Annotated in this window: 15 protein-coding genes and 1 riboswitch; of the genes, 5 read left to right on the top strand and 10 right to left on the bottom strand. The window is 72.3% G+C overall.

Annotated elements, in window-relative coordinates; translation table 11 throughout:
- The first annotated feature begins 25 nt into the window (after positions 1 to 25).
- Positions 26 to 244, top strand: a riboswitch (cobalamin riboswitch).
- A gap of 116 nt (positions 245 to 360) precedes the next feature.
- Positions 361 to 2,739 carry a ribonucleoside-diphosphate reductase subunit alpha gene (locus tag E4P39_RS04550; protein ID WP_135135168.1) on the top strand — a complete coding sequence of 793 codons (2,379 nt, stop codon included), beginning with the start codon at positions 361 to 363 and terminating at the stop codon, positions 2,737 to 2,739.
- Positions 2,736 to 3,788, top strand: coding sequence for a ribonucleotide-diphosphate reductase subunit beta (locus E4P39_RS04545; protein ID WP_245159635.1), 1,053 nt, complete (start codon positions 2,736 to 2,738; stop codon positions 3,786 to 3,788). Before E4P39_RS04550 ends, E4P39_RS04545 begins: the two co-directional genes overlap by 4 nt.
- An 80-nt stretch (positions 3,789 to 3,868) precedes the next feature.
- On the opposite strand, the gene E4P39_RS04540 is transcribed toward E4P39_RS04545, so the two are convergent.
- Both E4P39_RS04540 and E4P39_RS04535 read right to left on the bottom strand, forming a co-directional pair.
- Positions 3,869 to 6,415 carry an HAD-IC family P-type ATPase gene (locus tag E4P39_RS04540; protein ID WP_245159634.1) on the bottom strand — a complete coding sequence of 849 codons (2,547 nt, stop codon included), beginning with the start codon at positions 6,413 to 6,415 and terminating at the stop codon, positions 3,869 to 3,871.
- Between the two features lie 64 nt (positions 6,416 to 6,479).
- Positions 6,480 to 7,004, bottom strand: a complete 525-nt coding sequence (locus E4P39_RS04535; RefSeq protein WP_209306337.1) for a hypothetical protein — start codon at positions 7,002 to 7,004, stop codon at positions 6,480 to 6,482.
- Between the two features lie 182 nt (positions 7,005 to 7,186).
- Here E4P39_RS04535 and E4P39_RS04530 point away from each other — a divergent pair, with 182 nt between their 5' ends.
- The gene (locus E4P39_RS04530) at positions 7,187 to 7,921 is read left to right on the top strand and encodes a hypothetical protein (RefSeq protein ID WP_245159633.1); all 735 of its coding nucleotides are present in this window, start codon (positions 7,187 to 7,189) and stop codon (positions 7,919 to 7,921) included.
- Between the two features lie 85 nt (positions 7,922 to 8,006).
- Here E4P39_RS04530 and E4P39_RS04525 read toward each other — a convergent pair whose 3' ends face one another.
- The 3 genes from E4P39_RS04525 to E4P39_RS04515 form a co-directional block, all read right to left on the bottom strand.
- The gene (locus E4P39_RS04525; RefSeq protein WP_135135167.1) at positions 8,007 to 10,829 is read right to left on the bottom strand and encodes a discoidin domain-containing protein; all 2,823 of its coding nucleotides are present in this window, start codon (positions 10,827 to 10,829) and stop codon (positions 8,007 to 8,009) included.
- Between the two features lie 238 nt (positions 10,830 to 11,067).
- Entirely contained in the window at positions 11,068 to 11,517 is a 450-nt protein-coding gene (locus tag E4P39_RS04520; protein WP_135135166.1) for a class F sortase, read from the bottom strand.
- 212 nt (positions 11,518 to 11,729) lie between these two features.
- Complete coding sequence (locus tag E4P39_RS04515; protein ID WP_167761579.1) at positions 11,730 to 12,653, bottom strand: ice-binding family protein; 924 nt, start codon at positions 12,651 to 12,653, stop codon at positions 11,730 to 11,732.
- Between the two features lie 209 nt (positions 12,654 to 12,862).
- On the opposite strand from E4P39_RS04515, the gene E4P39_RS04510 reads away from it, so the two are divergent.
- A complete protein-coding gene (locus tag E4P39_RS04510; RefSeq protein ID WP_135135164.1) occupies positions 12,863 to 13,915 on the top strand; it encodes an adenosine deaminase in 1,053 nt (350 codons plus the stop codon).
- A gap of 19 nt (positions 13,916 to 13,934) precedes the next feature.
- Here E4P39_RS04510 and E4P39_RS04505 read toward each other — a convergent pair whose 3' ends face one another.
- Complete coding sequence (locus tag E4P39_RS04505; RefSeq protein ID WP_209306336.1) at positions 13,935 to 15,326, bottom strand: multicopper oxidase family protein; 1,392 nt, start codon at positions 15,324 to 15,326, stop codon at positions 13,935 to 13,937.
- A 49-nt stretch (positions 15,327 to 15,375) separates the two neighbouring features.
- Complete coding sequence (locus E4P39_RS04500) at positions 15,376 to 15,864, bottom strand: hypothetical protein (protein WP_209306335.1); 489 nt, start codon at positions 15,862 to 15,864, stop codon at positions 15,376 to 15,378.
- A gap of 161 nt (positions 15,865 to 16,025) precedes the next feature.
- Here E4P39_RS04500 and E4P39_RS04495 point away from each other — a divergent pair, with 161 nt between their 5' ends.
- On the top strand, positions 16,026 to 16,922 hold the full coding sequence (locus E4P39_RS04495) for a DUF1028 domain-containing protein (RefSeq protein WP_135135163.1): 897 nt from the start codon (positions 16,026 to 16,028) through the stop codon (positions 16,920 to 16,922).
- On the opposite strand, the gene E4P39_RS04490 is transcribed toward E4P39_RS04495, so the two are convergent.
- From E4P39_RS04490 to E4P39_RS04480, 3 genes are all read right to left on the bottom strand, one after another.
- Positions 16,919 to 17,308, bottom strand: a complete 390-nt coding sequence (locus tag E4P39_RS04490; protein WP_135135162.1) for an MmcQ/YjbR family DNA-binding protein — start codon at positions 17,306 to 17,308, stop codon at positions 16,919 to 16,921. The genes E4P39_RS04495 and E4P39_RS04490 overlap by 4 nt on opposite strands.
- Before the next feature lie 100 nt (positions 17,309 to 17,408).
- Positions 17,409 to 19,946, bottom strand: a complete 2,538-nt coding sequence (locus E4P39_RS04485) for a bifunctional diguanylate cyclase/phosphodiesterase (protein WP_135135161.1) — start codon at positions 19,944 to 19,946, stop codon at positions 17,409 to 17,411.
- 216 nt (positions 19,947 to 20,162) lie between these two features.
- A complete protein-coding gene (locus tag E4P39_RS04480; protein WP_135135160.1) occupies positions 20,163 to 20,726 on the bottom strand; it encodes a PaaI family thioesterase in 564 nt (187 codons plus the stop codon).
- Positions 20,727 to 20,842 lie beyond the last annotated feature (116 nt).

Below are 20,842 nucleotides of genomic sequence, written 5' to 3'. Positions count from 1 at the left end.
GCCACGTCACGAGAGCGTTGCCACATATGGTGGTCCCGCAGCTGGTCCGGGTCGCTCTGCACGAGCGGCCCGGGGCAAGAGGGAACCCGGTGCGAATCCGGGACTGTCCCGCAGCGGTGAGTGGGAACGACCGCCGTCATCACGCACTGGGTGTCACCGGCACCCGGGAAGCGACGGCCAGTAGGAGCCGACCCGGTCGGCGTGCCCACGAGTCCGAAGACCTGCCAGCCGCACCGCGCACGCCCGTGCGCGGTCGTCCGGGACCTCGGGGATCGGGTCCGTCGGACAGCTCCGGGCTTCCCGGGGCTGGCGGCTCGTCCTCGCCCGGACCTCGGAGTCCGGCTCACGAGGAGCGAGCAGATGACCCTCACCGAACACGCCCCACCGGCCGTCGGCCGCGCCACCATGCAGGTGCGCAAGCGCAGCGGCGATCTGGAGCCCGTCGACGTCAACAAGATCGTCCGAGCCGTCGATCGCTGGTGCGACGACCTCTCGTCGGTGGACCCCCTGCGGGTCGCCACACGCACGATCAGCGGTCTCTACGACGGCGCCACCAGCGCCGAGCTGGACCGCCTGTCGATCCAGACCGCGGCCGAGATGACCGGAGAGGAGCCGGAGTACTCCCGGCTCGCCGCCCGGCTCCTGGCCAACTACGTGCGCAAGGAGGTCACCGGTCAGGGGATCGCGTCCTTCAGTCAGAGCGTCGCGCTCGGCCATGCGGAAGGACTGATCGGTGACGAGACCGCGGCCTTCGTGGCCCGGCACGCCCGCAAGCTCGACGACGCGATCGACCCGGCCGCCGACCGGCGGTTCGAGTACTTCGGGCTGCGCACGGTCGCCGATCGGTACCTCCTTCGGCATCCGGCGACCCGACTCGTGGTGGAGACGCCGCAGTACTGGTTGCTCCGCGTGGCCTGCGGCCTGTCACGGACACCGGCCGAGGCGATCGGCTTCTACCGGCTGATGAGCTCCCTGGCCTATCTGCCGAGCTCGCCGACGCTCTTCAACTCGGGCACGCGGCACACCCAGATGAGCTCCTGCTACCTGGTCGACTCGCCGCGTGACGAGCTCGGCTCGATCTACGAGCGGTACGCGCAGGTCGCAGCCCTGTCCAAGTTCGCCGGTGGCATCGGCATCTCGTGGTCCCGTGTGCGTTCCCGGGGCGCACTCATCCGCGGCACGAACGGCCGGTCGAACGGGATCGTCCCGTGGCTCCGGACGCTCAACGCGTCGGTCGCCGCGGTGAACCAGGGTGGCCGGCGCAAGGGGGCGGCCTGTGTCTACCTCGAGCCGTGGCATCCCGACATCGAGGAATTCCTGGAGCTGCGGGACAACACAGGTGAGGACGCCCGCCGTACCCACGATCTGAACCTGGCCAACTGGATCCCGGATGAGTTCATGCGGCGGGTCGAAGCCGACGAACAGTGGTCGCTCATCGACCCCGACGAGGTCCCGGAGTTGCCCGACCTGTGGGGCGAGGACTTCGACGCCGCCTACCGGGCGGCCGAGGCGGCGGGACGCTACGTCCGCCAGGTGCCGGCGCGGGAGCTCTACGGGCGGATGATGCGGACGCTCGCCCAGACCGGCAACGGCTGGATGACGTTCAAGGACGCCGCCAACCGAACCTGCAACCAGACCGGCCGACCGGGCAACGTCGTGCATCTGTCGAACCTGTGCACCGAGATCATCGAGGTGTCCGGCGACGGCGAGACGGCGGTCTGCAACCTCGGTTCGGTGAATCTCGCCGCCCACCTGTTGCGGACCCCGGACGGCCAGGCCTCGGGGATGGACTGGACGCGGCTGCGGGCCACCGTCCGTACCGCGGTCCGGTTCCTGGACCGCGTGATCGACATCAACTACTACCCGAGCGCGCAGTCCGCCGCGAGCAACCCCCGGTGGCGTCCGGTGGGCCTCGGGCTGATGGGCCTGCAGGACGTCTTCTTCGCCCTGGGCTTGCCCTTCGACAGCGCCGAGGCTCAGGAGCTCTCCACCCGCATCTCGGAGGAGATGTACCTGACCGCCCTGGAGGTCTCGGCCGGTCTGGCCGCTGAGCACGGTGCCCATCCGGCGTTCCCGGAGACCCGGGCGGCGAGCGGGCAGTTGCAGCCCGATCTGTGGGACGTGACCCCCACCCAGACCGCACGCTGGGACCGCCTCCGTGCGGCTGTGGCCGAGCACGGGCTGCGCAATTCCCTGCTGGTCGCGATCGCGCCGACGGCCACCATCGCCTCGATCGCCGGCTGCTACGAGTGCATCGAGCCGCAGGTGTCCAACCTGTTCAAGCGCGAGACGCTCTCCGGCGAGTTCCTCCAGGTCAACGGCGCGCTGGTGGCTGAGCTGAAGCGGCTGGGCAGGTGGGACGACGACGTCCGGCAGGCGCTCAAGCGGGCCGAGGGCTCCGTGCAGGGGATCGACGGCCTACCGGAGGAGACCCGCCGGCTGTTCCGCACGGCCTGGGAACTGCCGCAGAAGGCGCTCATCGACCTGGCCGCCGCGCGGGCGCCCTACGTCGACCAGAGCCAGTCGCTCAACCTGTTCCTGGCCAGCCCGACGATCGGGAAGCTGAGCTCGATGTACCGCTACGCCTGGGCCAGCGGACTGAAGAGCACCTACTACCTGCGGTCGCGGCCGGCCACGCGCATCCAGCAGGCCACCGTCGGGATCACGGCACGACCTGCTGACGACGACGCCGTCGCCTGCTCCCTGGAGAACCCCGAGAGCTGCGAGGCGTGCCAGTGACCGCCGTCCCGAAGCCTTCCATCGACGTCCCCACCGCCCAGGAGAACCCGATGCTGCTCGACCCAGGCATGGAGCTGACCCTCCGGCCGATGCGCTACCCGCACTTCTACGACCGTTTCCGCGACGCGATCAAGAACACCTGGACCGTGGAGGAGGTGGACCTGCACTCGGATCTCGCCGACCTGCAACGGCTGACCCCGGCCGAGCGGCATCTGGTCGGCCGACTGGTGGCCTTCTTCGCGACCGGCGACACCATCGTCGCGAACAATCTGGTGCTCAACCTCTACGAGCACGTGAACTCACCAGAGGGACGGCTCTATCTCTCCCGGCAACTGTTCGAGGAGGCGGTGCACGTCCAGTTCTATCTGACGCTGCTCGACACGTACGTACCCGATGAGGCCGAGCGGGCCGAGGCCTTCACGGCGGTCGACAGCATTCCGTCCATCAAGCGGAAAGCTGACTTCTGCTTCCGCTGGATCGACTCGCTCGGCGAGCTCGACCAGTTGCGCACGCGTCAGGACAGGCGGGCCTTCCTGCTCAACCTCATCTGCTTCGCCGCCTGCATCGAGGGATTGTTCTTCTACGGCGCCTTCGCCTACGTGTATTTCCTACGTTCGCGGGGCCTGCTCAACGGGCTGGCCAGCGGTACCAACTGGGTGTTCCGGGACGAGTCCATGCACATGGCCTTCGCGTTCGACGTGGTCGACACCGTCCGGCGCGAGGAACCGGAGCTCTGGGACGACGAGCTCGCCGGCCAGGTCAGCGACATGGTCGCCGAAGCGGTCGAGTGCGAGGTCCAGTTCGCCGAGGACCTGCTCGGGGGTGGCGTGTCCGGCATGAGCCTGACCGACATGCGCGCCTATCTGGAGCACGTGGCGGACCGGCGTCTGGAACTGCTCGGCATTCCCGCCCGGTACGGCTCGGCCAATCCGTTCGCCTTCATGGAGCTGCAGGACGTGCAGGAGCTGTCGAACTTCTTCGAACGACGCGTGTCGGCCTATCAGCTGGGGGTGAGTGGGCAGGTCTCCTTCGACGACGACGACTTCTAGTCGCGGCGCCCGCGGCTCCGGTGTGTGGATGCGTGTCAACCGCACACCGGCGCCGTGGCCGCGGGTCCGCGCCGTTGCGATCAGCGAGCCGTCGGACCGGTCGTGGCCGGCAGGCTGTCGATCCCGAGGACGCGATCCAGCAGCCGGAGGCGGTAGGCGGCACTCAGCGCCCCGAACCACAGGACCAGCGCCGGGAGCACGGTCGTGAACACCGGCGGCGCCGGCCCGGTGAGGCCGAAGTAGTCCGACAGGGCCGGCGTGAACAGCACCGCCGCGAAGACGAGAACCAGGACGCCGACCAGGATGGCGGGGCGCTTGTCCGGGCTCGGCCGGGTCCAGGAGGCGAAGAACCGGGTGGGCGGCTCGAGGAACAGGACCAGCACGAACGAGGCGAGCGAGACGAACGTGGACAGCCCGGTCTGGGCGCCGATCGTGGCGGCCGCCTCGGTGAAGCCGGCGTCCGCCGAGGAGATCCCCGTGTAGCCCTCGAAGTCCGCGATGACACCGGCAGGGATGTCGGAGGCGCTCAGACCCGAGGACACCAGCGTGTACAGGTAGGCGTACACCCCGACCCCGCCCGCGGCGGTCACCAGGGCAGCGGGAACGACGAACCGGGCCAGCGACGCGAGCAGGTGCGGATCCGGCGGGGACGGCCGGGCCCACGCGGTCAGGAAGAGCGTGGGGACGCCGACCGTGAGCAGCGTGAGGCCGACCTGCGTGGGGGAGTAGGGGAAGCCCAGTCCGAGCATGGTGACCGTGAGGATGACCAGGCCCTGCGTCGCGACCCGGACCAGGAAGACCTGCATCGACGTCGCGATGCCGTTGATGATCCGCCGGCCCTCCTGCTGCGCCGGCAGCAGCGCGGCGAACGAGTCGTCGGTCAGGATGATGTCCGCGACGTCGCGGGTCACCGCGCTCCCGCTGCGCATCGCCACCCCGACCTGGGCGGTCTTGAGGGCGCGCGCGTCGTTGACGCCGTCGCCGATCATCGCGACGTAGCGGCCCTGCCGGCGCAGCGAGCCGACGATGCGTTCCTTCTGCTCGGGCGCGATGCGGCCGAAGACGGAGGCGCCGTCCACCACCTCGTCCAGCTCCGCGTCGGACAGCGCGTCGAGGTCGGCGCCGTGCACGGGTGGCCCGCCGTCGAGTCCGGCCTGCCGGGCCAGCGCGGCGACGGTGCCGGGGTCGTCGCCGGAGAGCACCTTGAGCGCCACACCCTCGCGAGCCAGCCGCTCGACGGTCTCCGGCACCTGCGGACGCAGCTCGTCGGCGAGCGCGACCACGGCCAGCGGCTCGAGAGCGGGCAGCTGCGCCCGGCCGTCGCCGTTCCGCAGGGGGGCGGACGCGTCGACGGCGCGGGCCAGGACGAGGACCCGCAGGCCGCGCCTCGTCCGGTCGGCCACCGCGTCGGCCAGGGACGCGCCGGTCAGCCGGGGTGCGAGCGCCTCCGGTGCGCCGAGCACCCACACGCCCCCGTCGGTGCGCAGCGCGCTCCAGCGGAGCGCCGAGCTGAAAGGGATCTCCTCGTGCACCGTCCACGGCTGCCCGGGCAGTGCCGCAGCCAGCGCGGTCGTGGTCAGGTTCGGGGCGGCCGCGCTGCGGGCCATGGAGCCGAGCTGCTCCTCGACGGTCGCCGCCTCGGCGCCGTCCGCGGGTCGTACCTCCGCCAGGGCCAGCCGGCCGGTGGTCAGGGTGCCGGTCTTGTCCGTGCAGACGACGTCGACGTTGCTGACCGATTCGACGGCATTGACCCGCTGGACCAGCGCGCCCCGGCCGGCGCACTTCACGGCACCGACGGTGTAGGCGACCGCGATCAGCAGGAACAGTCCGTACGGCACCAGCCCCGACAGCACCGCGGACGTCTGCACCACCCGGAGCAGGGAGAAGCCCTCGAGCGCAGCCTGGAGCAGGATCGCCCCGCTCATCAGCGCCACCAGCACCATCACCAGCCGGACGACGAACGCTATCCGTCGCTGCAGCGGCGTGACGTCGGTCGAGTCCAGTCGGGCCTCGGCGGTGAGCCGGTTGGCGTAGCTCGACGCGCCGACGTCGCGGGCCAGCTGCCGGCCGTCCCCGCCGACGCAGAAGCTGCCCGACAGGAGGTCGTCCCCCGGGCCCTTGACCAGGGGATCGGCCTCGCCGGTGAGCAGCGACTCGTCGACCTCGAGCCGGCCGCCGTCCAGCACCGGCCCGTCGACGACGATCTGCTCGCCCGGCCGGACGCGCACGACGTCACCGCGGACGACGTCCTCGGGTGCGACCGGCATCTCGCGGCCGTCCCGCACCACGTGGACGACGGTGCGGCTGAGCAGCTGCAGCCGGTCCAGCTGTCGTTTCGCGCGGATCTCCTGGATCGCGCTGATCGCGGCGTTGACCAGGCCGAGCCCGACGCTGACGATCGCGTCGTTGTACCGGCCGAGCGCGAGCAGGGCCGCGCCGATGACGAAGAGGATCGTGTTGTAGAACGAGAAGACGTTGGTCCGGAGGATCGTCGCGTACGTGCGCGAGGTGCCGGTGACGGCGACGTTGGCCTCGCCACGCCGCTTACGGGCGGCGGCCTCGGCGTCGGTCAGGCCCTCGGTCAGCGGTTCCGGGCCGGTGGCCTGCACGACCGCGTCTGGTGCCACGTCCCGCAGTCTGTCCGGCCCGGTCCGGTCCCGCTCGTCCGCGAACGGGACCGGACCGCACCCATCAGCTGCCGCCGGACCCGTCGGTGCTGTCCGGGGCCTCGGTGGACGGGGTCCCGGTGGGCGGGGTCCCGGTGGACGGGGTCCCGGTGCCGGGGCTCTCCGACGTGCCGCGCTCCTCTGTCGTGGACGCGTCGTCCTCGGGGCAGTCGCCACCCCCGGGACCCCGGCCGCCGCGCCCGCCGGTCTCGGTGCCGGTGACCGCGAAGTCCTCGTCGACCAGCACGGTGAGCCGCTCGCCGTCAGCGGTCACGATGTGCGACTCGTAGACGCCGCCGGAGTCCGACTCCGTGCGCTCGATCGTGGCGTCCGGGTACTCGGCCAGCACCGCGTCCTCGACCTGGGTCTTCGTGTCGCCGGTCAGCAGTTCCTCGCCGGCCGCCTGGCTGGTCGAGCTCCCGGTCCCGGCGGTCGTGTCCTCGGCCGCATTGGCGGTGAGCGTGCCGGCGAGGACGCCCCCGGCGATCAGACCGCTCGCGACAAGGCCGGCCGCACCCCCGTACCGCAGCCATGGCTTCCTGCTGGTCATCGTGAACCTCCTCGGCGTGGGCCCGCGGTGGGCCGTGTGCAGCCCACTGTTCGGGCGGCTGCTGGGAGGGGGCTGGGACCGGCGTCCGGGAGTCCTGTGGGTGCCACGCCCGGAACCGCCGCGACCGGTCCTGCGATGGGCCAGGATGGGCGTCTCCAGCCGACGACCAGGGGAGCCCAGCCGTGACCGATCCCCCCGGATACCAGCCACCGCCACCCCCCGGATACCAGCCGCCGCCGCCTCCCGGATACCAGCCGCCGCCTCCTCCCGGCCAGCAGCCGCCGCCTCCTCCCGGCCAGCAGCCCTCGCCCGGCTACCAGCCGCCGGCCGCCATGGTCGTGCCCGCCTTCTTCGTCAAGCAGCGGATCACGATGATGGTCAACCGGTACGAGGTCCTCGCCGCGAACCCGGACGGCACCGAGGGGCAGTTGCTGGCACTGGCCGAGCAGAAGCGGATGAAGCTCAAGGAGGAGGTGATCTTCTACGCCGACGAGTCCAAGAGCCGCCGGGTCTTCTCCTTCAAGGCGCGCCAGCGGCTCGATGTCGGCGCCCAGCACGACGTCTACGACGAGTACGGCACCGCGCTCGGCATGTTCAGCAAGCAGTTCGGCGCCAGCCTGCTGCGCTCGACCTGGAACCTGTCGGTGCCGGGACTGAACGCCGTCGGTCAGGAGCGGCGCCCGGTGATCGCGATCCTCCGCCGGGTCTGGGACTTCCTCCCCGTGGTGGGCGACATCTGGGTGCCGTTCATCTTCCACTTCGACTTCGTCGACACCGCCACGGGAGCCGTGGTGCTGGTCAGCGAACGGCAGAAGGCCATCCGGGACCGGTACACCGTGACCGTGCCCGACCCGCGCCTGGACTTCCGCGTCGCGGCGTCCATGGCCGTCGCCCTGGACGCGCTGCAGAGCCGCTGACCCGCCGGCCCCGGCAGAACTCCGGCCCGCCCGCGCAGTGCGCGGACGGGCCGGGATCGGGCGATCTACTGCTCGCCGGTACCTGTCAGGACGCGAAGACCTGCAGCCCGGCCTTGTCCGCGTTCGCCAGCGTGCCCTTCATCGAGGTCACGGTGAGCCGGAGCGTGGTCGTCGAGCGGGGCGGGAAGACCAGGGCCAGCGTCTTCCCGTCGATCGCCTGGACCGGAACGGTCGCCGTCGTGCCGTCGGAGAAGGTGACCGTCGCCCCCGTGAGCCCCAGGGTGCCGGTCGGGTCGGTGATGACGATCCGTCCGGTGGTCACCGCCTGCCGCCAGTTCAGCTGGATCCAGGAACCCACGCCGTTCCACTGGGTGCCGACGCCACCCGTCAAGGTCGACGTCGGCGCCAGGTCGACGGTCGACGGGACCGTCGTCGTCGGCGCAGGCGCAGGCGCAGGCGCAGGCGCCTGCACCGTCACGGGGGCGGCAGGTACCGCGGTCCATGCCTGGAGCTCTGCCAGGCCGACGTTGCTGGTGGTCGGGCTGACGCCGGTGACCGTGAGCCGGACGCTGGTCGTCGAGCGGGCGGGGAAGCTCACCGTGGTGGCCGAGCCGTCGTTGGCCAGCTCGGGCACGGCGACGGTGGTGCCGTCGGCGAAGGTGAGGGTGCCGCCGGTGACCTGGTCGTTGGCGTTGGGCCGGTCGTGCAGCACGATCCGGTCCAGGGTGACCGCGGTGGGCCAGGTCAGCTGCAGCCAGGTGCCGGCGGTGCAGCCCTGGGCCGCCCATTCGGCGGTCCAGTCGCCGGGGTAGCCGTCCACGGTGCCGTCCACGGCCTTGGCCGCGGTCTGGCCGTCGGCGGCGTTCTCCGAGGAGGCGGTGACCGAGGCGGCGGCCGCGAGGTCGGTCGAGACCGCCGGCATCGTGCTGGGGGTCGGCACGGTCGCGGTGGTCGGCGACGTCGGCGTCCCGCAGACGACCGGCACGACCGGCGGCGCCGCCGGGGCGGGTACCGCCGTCCAGGCCTGGACCTCCGCCAGGCCGACGTTGCTGGTGGTCGCGCTGACGCCGGTGACCGTGAGCCGGACGCTGGTCGTCGAGCGGGCGGGGAAGCTCACCGTGGTGGCCGAGCCGTCGTTGGCCAGCTCGGGCACGGCGACGGTGGTGCCGTCGGCGAAGGTGAGGGTGCCGCCGGTGACCTGGTCGTTGGCGTTGGGCCGGTCGTGCAGCACGATCCGGTCCAGGGTGACCGCGGTGGGCCAGGTCAGCTGCAGCCAGGTGCCGGCGGTGCAGCCCTGGGCCGCCCATTCGGCGGTCCAGTCGCCGGGGTAGCCGTCCACGGTGCCGTCCACGGCCTTGGCCGCGGTCTGGCCGTCGGCGGCGTTCTCCGAGGAGGCGGTGACCGAGGCGGCGGCCGCGAGGTCGGTCGAGACCGCCGGCATCGTGCTGGGGGTCGGCACGGTCGCGGTGGTCGGCGACGTCGGCGTCCCGCAGACGACCGGCTCGACCGGGGGCGGCACGGGCGCGGTCGGCGTGATCGGCGGCGGCACCGGGGCGGGGGAGTACGTCGGGGTCGACCCGGACGTCCAGGCCTGGAACTCGGCCAGTCCCACGCTGCCGGTGGCCGGGCCCACGGTCGTGATCGTCAGGCGGAGGCTCGAGACCACCCGGGCCTTGAACGTCACCGTCACGGGACCGCCGGCGTTGTCCAGCTTGGGCACGGCCACGGTCGACCCGTCCGAGAAGGTGAGCTTCCCGCCGGTCACCCAGTCGCTGGTGTTCGGCCGGTCGTAGAGAACGACCTTGTCCATCTGGATCGGCTCCAGCCAGTTGAGCTGCAGCCAGCTGCCGGCGCCGCCGCCGTTGGTCGCCCACTCGGCGGTCGCCTTGCCCGGGAAGCCGTCGACGATCCCGTCGATGGCCTTCTTCGCCGTCTGCCCGGTGGCCGTGTTCTGGGACGAGGCGCTGACGGTCGCCACCGGCGCGACGTTGCCGGGGGTCACCGGCCGGGCCGGGTGCAGCGCGGTGGCCAGGTGCTGCCGGGCGACCCAGGGGTTGGCCGTGCACGCCTGCAGGGTCTGGCACGTCGACGGGTCGTAGGGCACGTAGGCCATGAGGGCCGCCAGCTTGGCCGTGTGCTCGGCTCCGGTGACGTTGGCGCTCAGTGATTCCCCGGGGTAACCGAGGTACCCGACCAGGGCCGCGGAGGGCATGTACGTCGCACGGGCGAGCGCGGCGAGCCGGGCCACCGTGTAGTGGTCGCTGTGGTCGCCCTCGTCGTAGTCGCCGAGGTGGTCCAGCGTGCGGACCGTGGTGGCGTTCAGCGTGGTGAGGACCTTGCCCACGGTCTTGACCAGGCCGGCCCAGGTGTAGGTCTGGACGGGCGAGTCCACGGTCTTCAGGGACGCGATCTCGCCCAGGTGGAGCTGCTGGAGGCTGGTGAACGCCGAGGCGCTGGTCCCGCTGCCGTCCGGATTGCCGTCCGGCAGGCGCAGGAAGGTCAGGCTGATCTGCGGCGCCGTGAGCAGCGTGCTCGTGGTGACGGTCTGGCCGCTGCTGGCGACCGTCTTGGTCTGCCACTTGTTGGAGACGCCGGCCATCTTCGCGTAGGCGGCCTGCACGCCCTTCTCCCGGTTCCGCGAGTACGCGGCGCCCTGTCCGGCGTCACCCGAGGTGACGTAGACGGTGCCCACGCACTTGCGGGCGACGATGTCGTTGCGCACCGCCGGGTTCTGGAAGAAGAGGTCGTCGTCCGGGTGCGCGACGACGTTCACGGTGCAGCCCGCAGCCGCCGAGGCGGGTGTGGCCGTCAGGCCGGCGCCGGCGGCGACACCCAGGACGGTGAGGACGGCGACGGCGGTGGCGGATCGGACCACCCGCGCGAGGCGGCCTTCCGGTCGCTCGGTCATCGTGGTGCGGTCGGACGTCCGGCCAGGCCAGTACAGCTTCGTCACAGTGCTTCCCCCATGGTCTGACCGCGCCTGCGGTCATCACGCACGGTAATCGGCGCGGGGGCTCGGGCGTAGCCTCCTCAACCCGGAGGGGTGAAGCGGCCGTTCAGCGATCCGCAGGCCGAGGGCGCAGGCCGTTCGTCGTGACTGGGGGTGACCATTTTCGGCGCGGGAGGTCGGTGTGGACAGGCGCCCGTCAGCTGCTCAGTGCGGCGAAGACGACGATGTTGTCGCTGTAGCTGCGCGCCTGTCGGTCGAAGGATCCGCCGCAGGTGATCAATCGAAGGCCGGCGTGGTCGAGGTCGGCATAGACCGCGTCGGTGGGGAAGTCGCCCTTCGGGAACTGCGCCACCGACTCCACCCGGAACACCGCCGTGCTGCCGTCCTCCCGCTCGACGGCGATCTCCGACCCCGGGGTCAGGTCGCGGAGTGCGAAGAAGACCCCGGGGGAGCCGTCCCAGTCGACGTGCCCTGCGATGATTGCCGGGCCGAGCTCGCCCGGCGTCGGCGCCTCGGTGTACCAGCCGGCCGGGAAGCCCTCCGGGGGCACCTCGAGCGAACCGTCGGACTGCAACCCGAGCGCCATGAGCCCGGAGTCCACGCCGATCGCCGGGATCCGGATGCGGACCGGCGGGGACGCCCCCATCACCACAGGGTCGGGAACGGCCGGCTCCGCCTCTGGCGAACCGGCGGTGGTGCCCGCAGCGACGGGCGTCGCTTCGGCAGCCGGCTCGCTGGAACAACCGGCCGTGACAACGACCAGCGCGACGGCCAGCGCGGCGATGCCCGCCGTCCATCGAGGGTGGGAAGCCTGGAGTGTCCTCCAGCGCCGGGAAGCGGGCGCCGGAGGGAAGGTGGTCAGCGTGCTGTGACCGGACGGAACCGGGGGGCGACGGCCGCGAGACCGCCTCCGGCGTCGACCGAGCCGACCGGTACCCGGGTGACCTGGCCGCCGGTGCCGCCGGTGCCGCCGGTGCCGCCCGTGCCTCCGCCGCTGTATGTCGCCGTCACGTCTGACGCGCACTCCGGCCGCACGATGGTGTTCTGGTCCAGCGTCACGGCGCCGTTGCGGGAGAACACCGAGCCTTCAAGGGTCGCGCCGGTGTTGAGCGAGCTGTTCGTCAGCGTCAGGATGGTGCCCACGAAGGCGGAGTTCACGCCCAGTGTGGCGGAGCTGGTGACCTGCCAGAAGACGTTGCACGCCAGGGCGCCATCCACCAGCTCGACCCGGGTGTTCGGCATCGTGGTGAGATGCGAGCCGGACTGGAAGACCCACACTGCGCTCGCGTCTCCGTTGGCGTCCAGCGTCAGCGGCAACGGGCCGTTGATCTCCAGCCCGTCGCTCTTGAAATAGACCCCGGGTGTCAGCGTCTGGCCCGCGAGGTCGGCGCTGACGGTGGTGTCGGGTGACTGCCCGGCCGCAGCGAGGTACGCGGCGGTGAGATCGCTCTTGGCGGTCTGGGTGACGCCGTCGCCCGCGTGGTCGGTGCCGTTGAGGATGAGCGGTCCGGATACCACCATCGCGGGGTTCGGGTAGGTCCCGATGTCGCCGTTCACAGTGGTCGGTCCGGTGCTGGTGATCCCCAGCCCGGACAGCACGGCGAAGGGCTCGGCGGTGCCCAGCGGGACCGATGTCGCGACCGCCTGGGCGCTGCCCGCGGTGGCCAGGAGGCCGGCGGAGAGGGCGAGCAGGACCGCGGTTCCGGCCGCGCCGTGGCGCGCAGCGGCTCGGCCGCGTGGTCGGGCGGTGGGGCTGCGGTGGTTGTAGCGAACCGACGTCACGTCGGCGCTCCCGTCTCCGACACTCGACTGGTCGGATGTGGTGGTGCGCTGAAGACGACGCCGGCGTGAGTGCCGGTGCACGAGGTGCCCTCGGTGGGACGAATCTATCACTTTGAGTGATGATGCATGTGCGACCCGTACTGGTCCACACCGGCTAACTTTCATCACAGGCACCGCAACCGACGCGCCCGCCACTAGCCTCGTCAGCCATGGCCCCGCCCTACGGACCCGACGAGCGGGGTGCGCTCGACGGTCAGGGAGACGGCGTCCCGGCGTTGCCGACTGCCGAACTGCACGTGCACCTCGAGGGCACGCTGGAGCCGGAACTCGCCGTGGCCCTGGCTGCCCGCAACCGGACTCCGCTCCGATACGCCGGTCTCGACGAGCTGCGGCAGGCCTACGCGTTCTCCGACCTGCAGTCCTTCCTCGACCTGTACTACGAGCTGAGCGCCGTGCTCCGGACGCCGGAGGACTTCGCCGACCTGGCGCACGCCTACTTCGCGCGGGCGGCGGCGCAGGGCGTCCGGCACGCCGAGGTCTTCGTCGACCCGCAGGCGCACACCAGCCGGGGGGTGCCGCTCGAGGTCGTCATGGCGGGTCTGGGCGAGGCGTTCCGGACGGCGGAGCAGCGGCACGGGCTCACGGCGCGCGCGATCGTCTGCTTCCTGCGCGACCGCGACCCCGCCGAGGCCGAGGCGCTGGTCCCGCAACTGCTGCCGTACCGCGACGTGATCGTCGGCGTGGGCCTGGACAGCGCCGAGGTCGGCCGGCCGCCGGAGCTGTTCGAGCGCGCCTACGCCCTCGCCGCCGACGCGGGGCTGCACCGGGTGGCGCACGCGGGGGAGGAGGGGCCGCCCGCCTACGTGGAGTCGGCCCTCGACGGGCTCGGCGCGGAGCGGATCGACCACGGCATCCGCAGCCTGGAGGACGCCTCGCTCGTCGCCCGGCTGCGGGAGGAGCAGGTGCCGCTGACGGTGTGCCCGCTGTCGAACGTGGCGCTGCGCTGCGTGGACCGGATGGCGGACCACCCGTTGCGCCGCATGCTCGACGCCGGCCTCCTCGTGTCGGTCCACTCCGACGACCCGGCGTACTTCGGCGGGTACCTGCACGACAACGTGACGGCGGTGACCCGCGCGCTCGGGCTGACCGCCGGGCAGCGGCGCACCCTGGCGGAGAACAGCTTCCGGGCGAGCTTCCTGCCCGAGGCCGAGAAGCAGCGCCATCTCAAGGCGGTCGCGGCCGCCGCGGGTGCCCCCGCCTGACGTCCGCGGCCGGGCCCGGCTACTCCGGCTCGTTGTGCGCTGCTCCGCCGATGCGGAAGGGCTCGGTGACCCCGGCGTAGGCCAGGTGGGCGATCAGGCCGTCGCGGGCGTGGTCGAGATGGTGGCAGTGGTCCATCCAGATGCCCGGGTTGTCGGCGACGAAGGCGATCTCGTAGCTCTCGCCGTCCTCGACGTTCAGCGAGTCGACCCACCACTGGCTGCCGGAGGCCGGAACCCCGTCGCGGGACAGGACGACGGCGTGATGGCCGTGCAGGTGCATCGGGTGCACGTCGCCGCTGTCGTTCGTGATCGTCATCCGCACGACGTCGCCCTCCTCGACGTGGAACATCGGGATGTCGGGGTAGAGGCGGCCGTTGACCGTCCACCAGAAGCCGGGCTTGCCGTCCAGGAGGCCGATCCGGCGCCCGATCTCGTAGCCGAACCGGCGGTCCGCGGACGCGGGGTCGAAGGGGAGCGCCACCGGGCTGCCGTACTCCAGCAGGTCGACCTGGCGGTCGGGGGCCGGACGGGCCGGTACCTCAGAGCCCTCGGGGCCCACCACCAGCGCCGACCCCCCGCCGGTGTCGATCCGCGCCGGCGCGGTGACCAGGAGGTCCACGCGGCCGCCGGCGGTCACGACGACACCCTCCTCGCGGAGCTCGGCCGGCCCGGTGACGTCGGTGCCGTCCACGGCGACGACCCGGAACGGCGAGCCACTGACCCAGGCCCGCAGCGGGCTGTTGTCGGTGTTGACCACGCGCACGCGGACCGGTTCCCCGGCCTCGGCGTCCACCTGGCTGACGCCGGTGCGCCCGCCGATCGTGCGCCGGCCGTCGTAGGTGTGCACCGCCGCGACGACGTCCTGCTCGTCGGGCACACGGGGCGGCCGCACCACCAGCGTGCCGAACAGTCCGCCGCGCACCTGGACGTGCGACACCTGGTGGGAGTGGTACCAGTACGTCCCGGCGTCCTCGGCGAGGAAGCGGTAGACGTGGTCCTCGCCGGGCTGGACCGCGTCCTGGGTCACCCCGGCGACGCCGTCCTCGGCGTTCGGCACGTCGACCCCGTGCCAGTGCAGGGTGACGCCGTCCGGCACGTCGACGTTGGTGAGGGTGACCTGCACCAGGTCACCCTGCCGGGCCTCGATCGCGGGCCCGGGCGAGGTGCCGTTGAGCGTGTAGCCCTCGATCCGCTCCCCGCCGGCCAGCTCGACGGACTCCTGGCGGGCGGCCAGCTCCACGGCGACGTCCGGCTCGCCGCTCGCCGGGCCGGTCAGCTCGGCGACGCTGCGGCCCGCCCCGTGCGCGTGCGTGGGGCCCCCGCCGTAGTCCATGTGGCCCATGTCCATGACGGAGTACGTCGATGGCACCAGGCTCGCCGACCAGTACCAGCCGGCGAGACCCAGGCCCACGACGAGCAGGAGGAGCGAGGTGAGAAGCCGCCAGCGGCGACGGATCCGGTCAGGCAGGGAGGGAGGATCCCGTCGCACTCGTCCCGGTCCGCTGGCTCGGGACGGCACCCGCGGGGGCGCCGTGACCGCCGGCACCGGCGGCCCGCGTCAGGGCGCCCGCCCGCGCCGCGGCGCCGAAGAGGACCAGGGCGTTGATCCCGTGGAGCGCCCCGATGATCGGCGCGCTGAAGGCGGCGAACGCCAGGGCCACCTGGAGCACGATGAGGCCGAACACGATCCCGGCCCACTTCCGGGCCTGCGGGATGGACTTCGCGGCCACGAAGGACAGGATCAGGAGGATCAGCCCGAGCAGCGGCATGACCATCATGCCGATCATGCCGTGCAGCATGTGGCCGGCGTTGCCCTCGTAGTTCCCGTCGATGACCGTGCCCGCGTCGACGGCGGAGATGGCGTCGAACCAGCCGTAGGCGACGGACCCCGCCTGCACGAGCACCCCCAGCGCGATCAGTCCGGCCAGGACACGGTAGGTCTGCTTCAAGGGGGTACCTCCCACTGCTCTTCCGGGCCGCCGTGACCCGATGACGCTGGAGGTTGTACACCGCGTGGCCTTCGGGGACCAGGGCTTTACCGACGGTGGAACTGATGTTGCGGACAGCAAGCAGGCTTGTGCCCGGGAGGAGGGGCAGGTAGGCCTGCCGGGTGACCTACTCGATCGTCGCCCGCGACGCCGCGACCGGGGAGATGGGGGTCGCCACCCAGTCCCAGGCGTTCGCCGTCGGCAGCAGCGTGCCCTTCGCCCTGCCCGGCCACGGCGTCATCGCCACCCAGTCGATGGCCGAGCCGATGTACGGCTCCGTCGGGCTCGAGCTGCTGCAGGGAGGGTTCACCGCGCAGGAGGTGCTGACGGCACTGAGCAGCGTCGACCCGCAGCCGCAACGGCGGCAGGTCGCCGTCCTGGGGGTGAACGGCGACCTGGCCGCGTACACCGGGGACCAGTGCGTCGAGTCCGCCGGCCACCTCGTCGGGGACACCTCCGTCGCCCTGGCCAACATGGCCGCCTCCCCGGCGGTGTGGGAGTCGATGGTCGAGCGATTCGAGGGCTCGGGCGGCCCGCTGGCACAGCGGCTGCTCAACGCTCTGCTGGCGGCGGAGGAGGCCGGCGGCGACTTCCGGGGACGGCGGTCCGCGGCCATCCTGGTGATCCGGTCCTCCACCACGGGCCGACCGTGGCACGACACCGTCGTGGACCTCCGGGTCGACGACTCGCCCGATCCGGTGGCCGCCCTCGCCGCCCTGCTCGTCACCCGCGCCCGGTACCAGGACGTCGTGCGCGCCTTCCAGCAGGCCATCGACGGCGACCCGGTCACCGCCGACCGGGAGCTCGAGCTGCTGCGGCCGATGGACCCGGTGACGGAGCCCGATCAGCTGATGTGGCGCGCGGTCGTCGCGGCGCTGGCCGGACGGGAGGACGCCGCCCGCGAGATGCTCGGGGAGCTCGCGGCCAGCGCCCCGCAGTTCCTGGAGGCGGCCCGCCGCTTCGGCAAGGCCGGCCTGATGCCCGCGGACGTCATCGAGCGGATCGTGCCCGCTCCCTAGTCGGGCCGGACGGGATGCTCCGCGAGCAGCCGCCGGGGTGCGCGGCAGGCCCACGCCTCGGCGGCCAGCTCGGTGAGCGACTGCTCGTCGATCTCCTCCAGTCGGCACAGCACCGCGGGGTAGCCGTCGAAGTGCGACGTCGTGAAGTAGACGTCGGGCTCCTCGGCGATCAGCGCGTGCTTCGCACCCTCGTCGGGGACGTGGGCCGCGACGACCGGACCGGTGGGCGCCGCGTCGCCGAGCTCGGTCACGTCCTTCTTGCCCAGCGGGCGCTCCCAGACGAACGCCTTGTCGCGGACCTGCCACTGGCGCCAGCCCCGCGAGGTCCCCTCGGTGGCCGCCGGCAGGGCCAGGCAGATGCGCGCCACGTCGTCCCAGGTCGCCATCGCCCGAGTTCCCTTCCTCGGAACCGTCGTCCGCCGGGCTCGTCGTACCACGGCGCGGGGTCGCCGCGGGGCCCAGCCGGCGCGGGGGCCGCCGCGGGGATCAGACGGCGCGGAGGCCGCCGCGGGACCGTGCGCTGTCCCGGGTCCGGAGCCAGGGCTGCAGCTCCTCGCTGGGCATCGGCCGGCCGAGGTGCCAGCCCTGCCCGAGGTCGCAGCCCATCGACGCGAGCAGGTCCCACGTCTCCTGGTCCTCGATGCCCTCGGCGACGACCTCCAGCTGCAGGTGCCGGCCGAGGTCGACGATCGCCCGGACGATCGCGACGTCCTCGCTGCCCTCGCGCAGCGACGTGATGAAGCTGCGGTCGATCTTGACCTCCTGCACCGGCAGGCGCTTGAGGTAGGACAGCGAGGAGTAGCCGGTGCCGAAGTCGTCCACCGAGAGGCGGACGCCGAGATCGCGCAGCCGGTGCAGCAGCGCGACCGCGCGGGCGGGGTCGGCCATGACCGAGCCCTCCGTGACCTCCAGCGTCAGCCGGTGCGCGGGCACGCCGTGCCGCCGGAGCAGCCGGTCCACCTCCTCGACGAGGTCGGCGTCGTGCAGGCTGCGCGTGGACAGGTTGACCGCCACGCCGATGTCGTGACCGTTCGCGCGCCACTGCGCGCAGGCGGCCAGCGAGGAGTCGAGCACGTAGGTCGTCAGCGGGCCGATGAGACCGCTGCGCTCGGCGATGGGGATGAACTCGTCGGGGGCGATGTTGCCGAGCTCGGGGTGGCGCCAGCGGGCCAGCGCCTCCACCTGGACGACCTGGCCGCCGGACAGCCGGCCCTGCGGCTGCACGTGGACCTGGATCCCGCCGCTCTGCAGTGCCGTGCGCAGCTCCGAGACGAGCGTCAGCCGGCGGGGGTTGTTCGTGTCGAGCTCGGGCTCGTAGAGCCGCAGGCCACGGGTGGACGTCTTGGCGTCGTACATCGCCATGTCGGCCCGCTTGAGCAGGGCGGCCGGGTCGTCGGCGTGGGCGGGGGCCAGGGCGATGCCCATGGAGCCGCCGACCTCCACCTCGAGACCGTCCAGCGACACCGGCTGCTCGAGGGCACGGAGCACCCGGCGGCCGACGCGGAGCACCCGGTTCTCGTCCGCGCTGTCCGGCACGAGGATCGCGAACTCGTCGCCGCCGAGCCGCGCGACCGAGCCGGCCGCGCCGACCGCCGCGGTCAGGCGGGCGGCCACCTCGACCAGGAGCAGATCACCCTGCTGGTGCCCCAGGGTGTCGTTGACCTCCTTGAAGTCGTCGAGGTCGAGGATCATCACCGCCGCGCCGGTCGTGCGACCGGTCCGGACGTCGTCCAGCGCGGAGCCCAGGCGCCGCTGCAGGTTGGTCCGGTTCGGCAGCCCCGTGAGGGCGTCGTGCAGGGCCTCGTGACGCAGCTGCCCGATCAGCTCGCCGTTGCGCAGTGCCACACCGGCCTGGTTGGCGACGGTCTCCAGCAGGAGGACGTCGTTCTGCTCGAACGTCCGGACCTCGCCCTGCCGGTCGGCGACGACGAGCACGCCGACGACGCCGGTCCCGCCCTTGAGGGGGACCGCCACCGCCTCGCGCATGCCGTAGGTGGCGAGCCAGCGCCGGGCGTCGGGGTCACGCGTGGTCCGCGGCATGAGCAGCGGCTGCCCACCCGCGACGACGTGCTGGAGCACCCAGTCGTCCTCGGGGGTGGAGGGCTCCTCCGAGCGTGCGAGCCGGCCGCTGGCACCGAGGCGCACGCGGGCGATCAGCCCGCCGTCGGGGCCGACGAACGCCGCCGACGCGCGGTCGGACCGCAACAGCTCACGCGCCTCCCCGAGGACGGTGCTCATGACCTGGTCGATCTCGGGTGACGTGCTCACGAGCTGGCTGAACCGGTAGAGCCGCTCCAGGTTGAGGTGCCGGTCCGCGAGCGAGGCGTAGGCCCGGTAGGCGAGCAGCAGCAGCAGGCCGAACCCGGCGAGCAGCCACGCGCTCTCCGCCGAGGCGTCCAGGCTGGTGACGGCGACGAGGCCGACCGTGACGACCATCGGCACCGCGGCCTGGCCGCCGAACGCTTCCTCCAGCAGCGCCCGCGGGCGCAGGCGGCCGTCGTGCACCGCGATGACCAGACCGATGGCGCAGCCGCCGAGCACGTTGGCCGCGAAGGCGGCCGCGTACGCGCCGGCCCACGTCAGGACGATGTGCCCGCCACCCCAGGAGCTCACGGTGGAGAACACGGCGAGCGACACGGCCGTCTCGGCGGTGAAGAGGGCGAGGTTGAAGAAGGTCTTGAGCGGGGCAGCGCGGCGCAGGCCCACCAGGGTGGCCGCGCACCCGAGGAGCCGCCCCGCGAAGAGGGCGACCGGTGAGGCGAAGAAGAGACCGAGGACCAGCGGCAGCTCGCTCATCGAGACCGAGCGGGCCTCGCGGCTCCGCTGGATGTGCAGGACGCAGGTCTCGGTCACCGCGAAGGCGATGGCGAGCACCCACCAGGGGAGGGTCGCGGAGGGGAGGAACGGGCCCTGGTGCAGGAACGGGAGGCCCAGGACGACGCCGATCGCCAGGAGGACGGCGATGACCGCGAGGACGATGAGCGTCTGCCCGGACGGCCGGATGCGACGCGCGATCCCGCGCACGGGGCGCGCAGCGTCGTGCTCTTCTCCCTCGGGTACCGGTGGTGCCGGCACTGCGACGGCGGACGTCGTACGTTCGATGCTCGGTGTGGACATGACTCACCTCCCTCCGGAACTGCATCGGCCCGAAGGGGGCATCGGTTCACCGGATCGTGGCTGACCTCCCCCGACGGGGTGAGGTGCCGTCCGCCCGCGTTCTCGCTGGGTTGCCTCCCGGGCTCAGGCGGCCGGTACCGGGAAGACGAGCAGGGAACTCGACGCCGTCGCCACCGTGCGCCCGGCGCCGTCCAGGACCGTCCCCTCGGCGAAGGCGACCCGGCGTCCCGGCTTCACCACGGTGCCGATGGCGGTGAGCGGACCACTGGAGGCGTGCACGGGCCGCAGGTAGCTCACCTTCAGCTCGATCGAGGTGTACGCCAGGCCCGCGGGGAGCGTGGTGTGCACCGCGCACCCGGCGACCGTGTCGAGCAGCGTGCAGACGAGCCCACCGTGGACGACGCCGATCGGGTTGTAGACCGACTCGTCGAGCACGCAACCGAACTCCACGCGGCCCTCCTCGAGGGAGCGGATGTCGAACTGCATCAGCATGGCGATGGGGGCCGGTGGCAGCAGACCGTCGCGGATCGCCTGCATCGTCTCCAGGCCGGACCGCTGCAGCGCCCCGGCGGCGGTGAGCAGCGGGTCGTGCCACGTCACCGTCCGGGACCGGGGCTCACCCCAGGCATCCGGTGCGGCGTCGGTCGACGTGGGCGGGGAGGCGGGCGAAGCGGCGTCGGTGGTCACGGCTCTAGGTTCACATACTGAACCGACGTCCGCCAACCCGGCGACCGTGCTCGGGTTGATCGGTGTCCGTCGGGCCCGGCATCTGCACAGTCGCAGGCCCCGGACGCACGAGAGGA

The organism is Blastococcus sp. CT_GayMR19 (assembly GCF_004570385.1).
In the GTDB taxonomy this organism is placed as follows: Bacteria; Actinomycetota; Actinomycetes; order Mycobacteriales; family Geodermatophilaceae; genus Blastococcus_B.
This window is presented reverse-complemented; position numbering and strand designations above follow the sequence as displayed.

Excerpts from the sequence above, each read along its gene's own strand:
- E4P39_RS04490 (WP_135135162.1), bottom strand. The coding sequence starts at position 17,308 with ATGGCGACCTGGGACGACGTGGCGCGCATCTGCCTGGCCCTGCCGGCG.
- E4P39_RS04520 (WP_135135166.1), bottom strand. The coding sequence starts at position 11,517 with ATGGGGGCGTCCCCGCCGGTCCGCATCCGGATCCCGGCGATCGGCGTG.
- E4P39_RS04525 (WP_135135167.1), bottom strand. The coding sequence starts at position 10,829 with ATGACCGAGCGACCGGAAGGCCGCCTCGCGCGGGTGGTCCGATCCGCC.
- E4P39_RS04550 (WP_135135168.1), top strand. The coding sequence starts at position 361 with ATGACCCTCACCGAACACGCCCCACCGGCCGTCGGCCGCGCCACCATG.
- E4P39_RS04510 (WP_135135164.1), top strand. The coding sequence starts at position 12,863 with ATGGCCCCGCCCTACGGACCCGACGAGCGGGGTGCGCTCGACGGTCAG.
- E4P39_RS04535 (WP_209306337.1), bottom strand. The coding sequence starts at position 7,004 with ATGACCAGCAGGAAGCCATGGCTGCGGTACGGGGGTGCGGCCGGCCTT.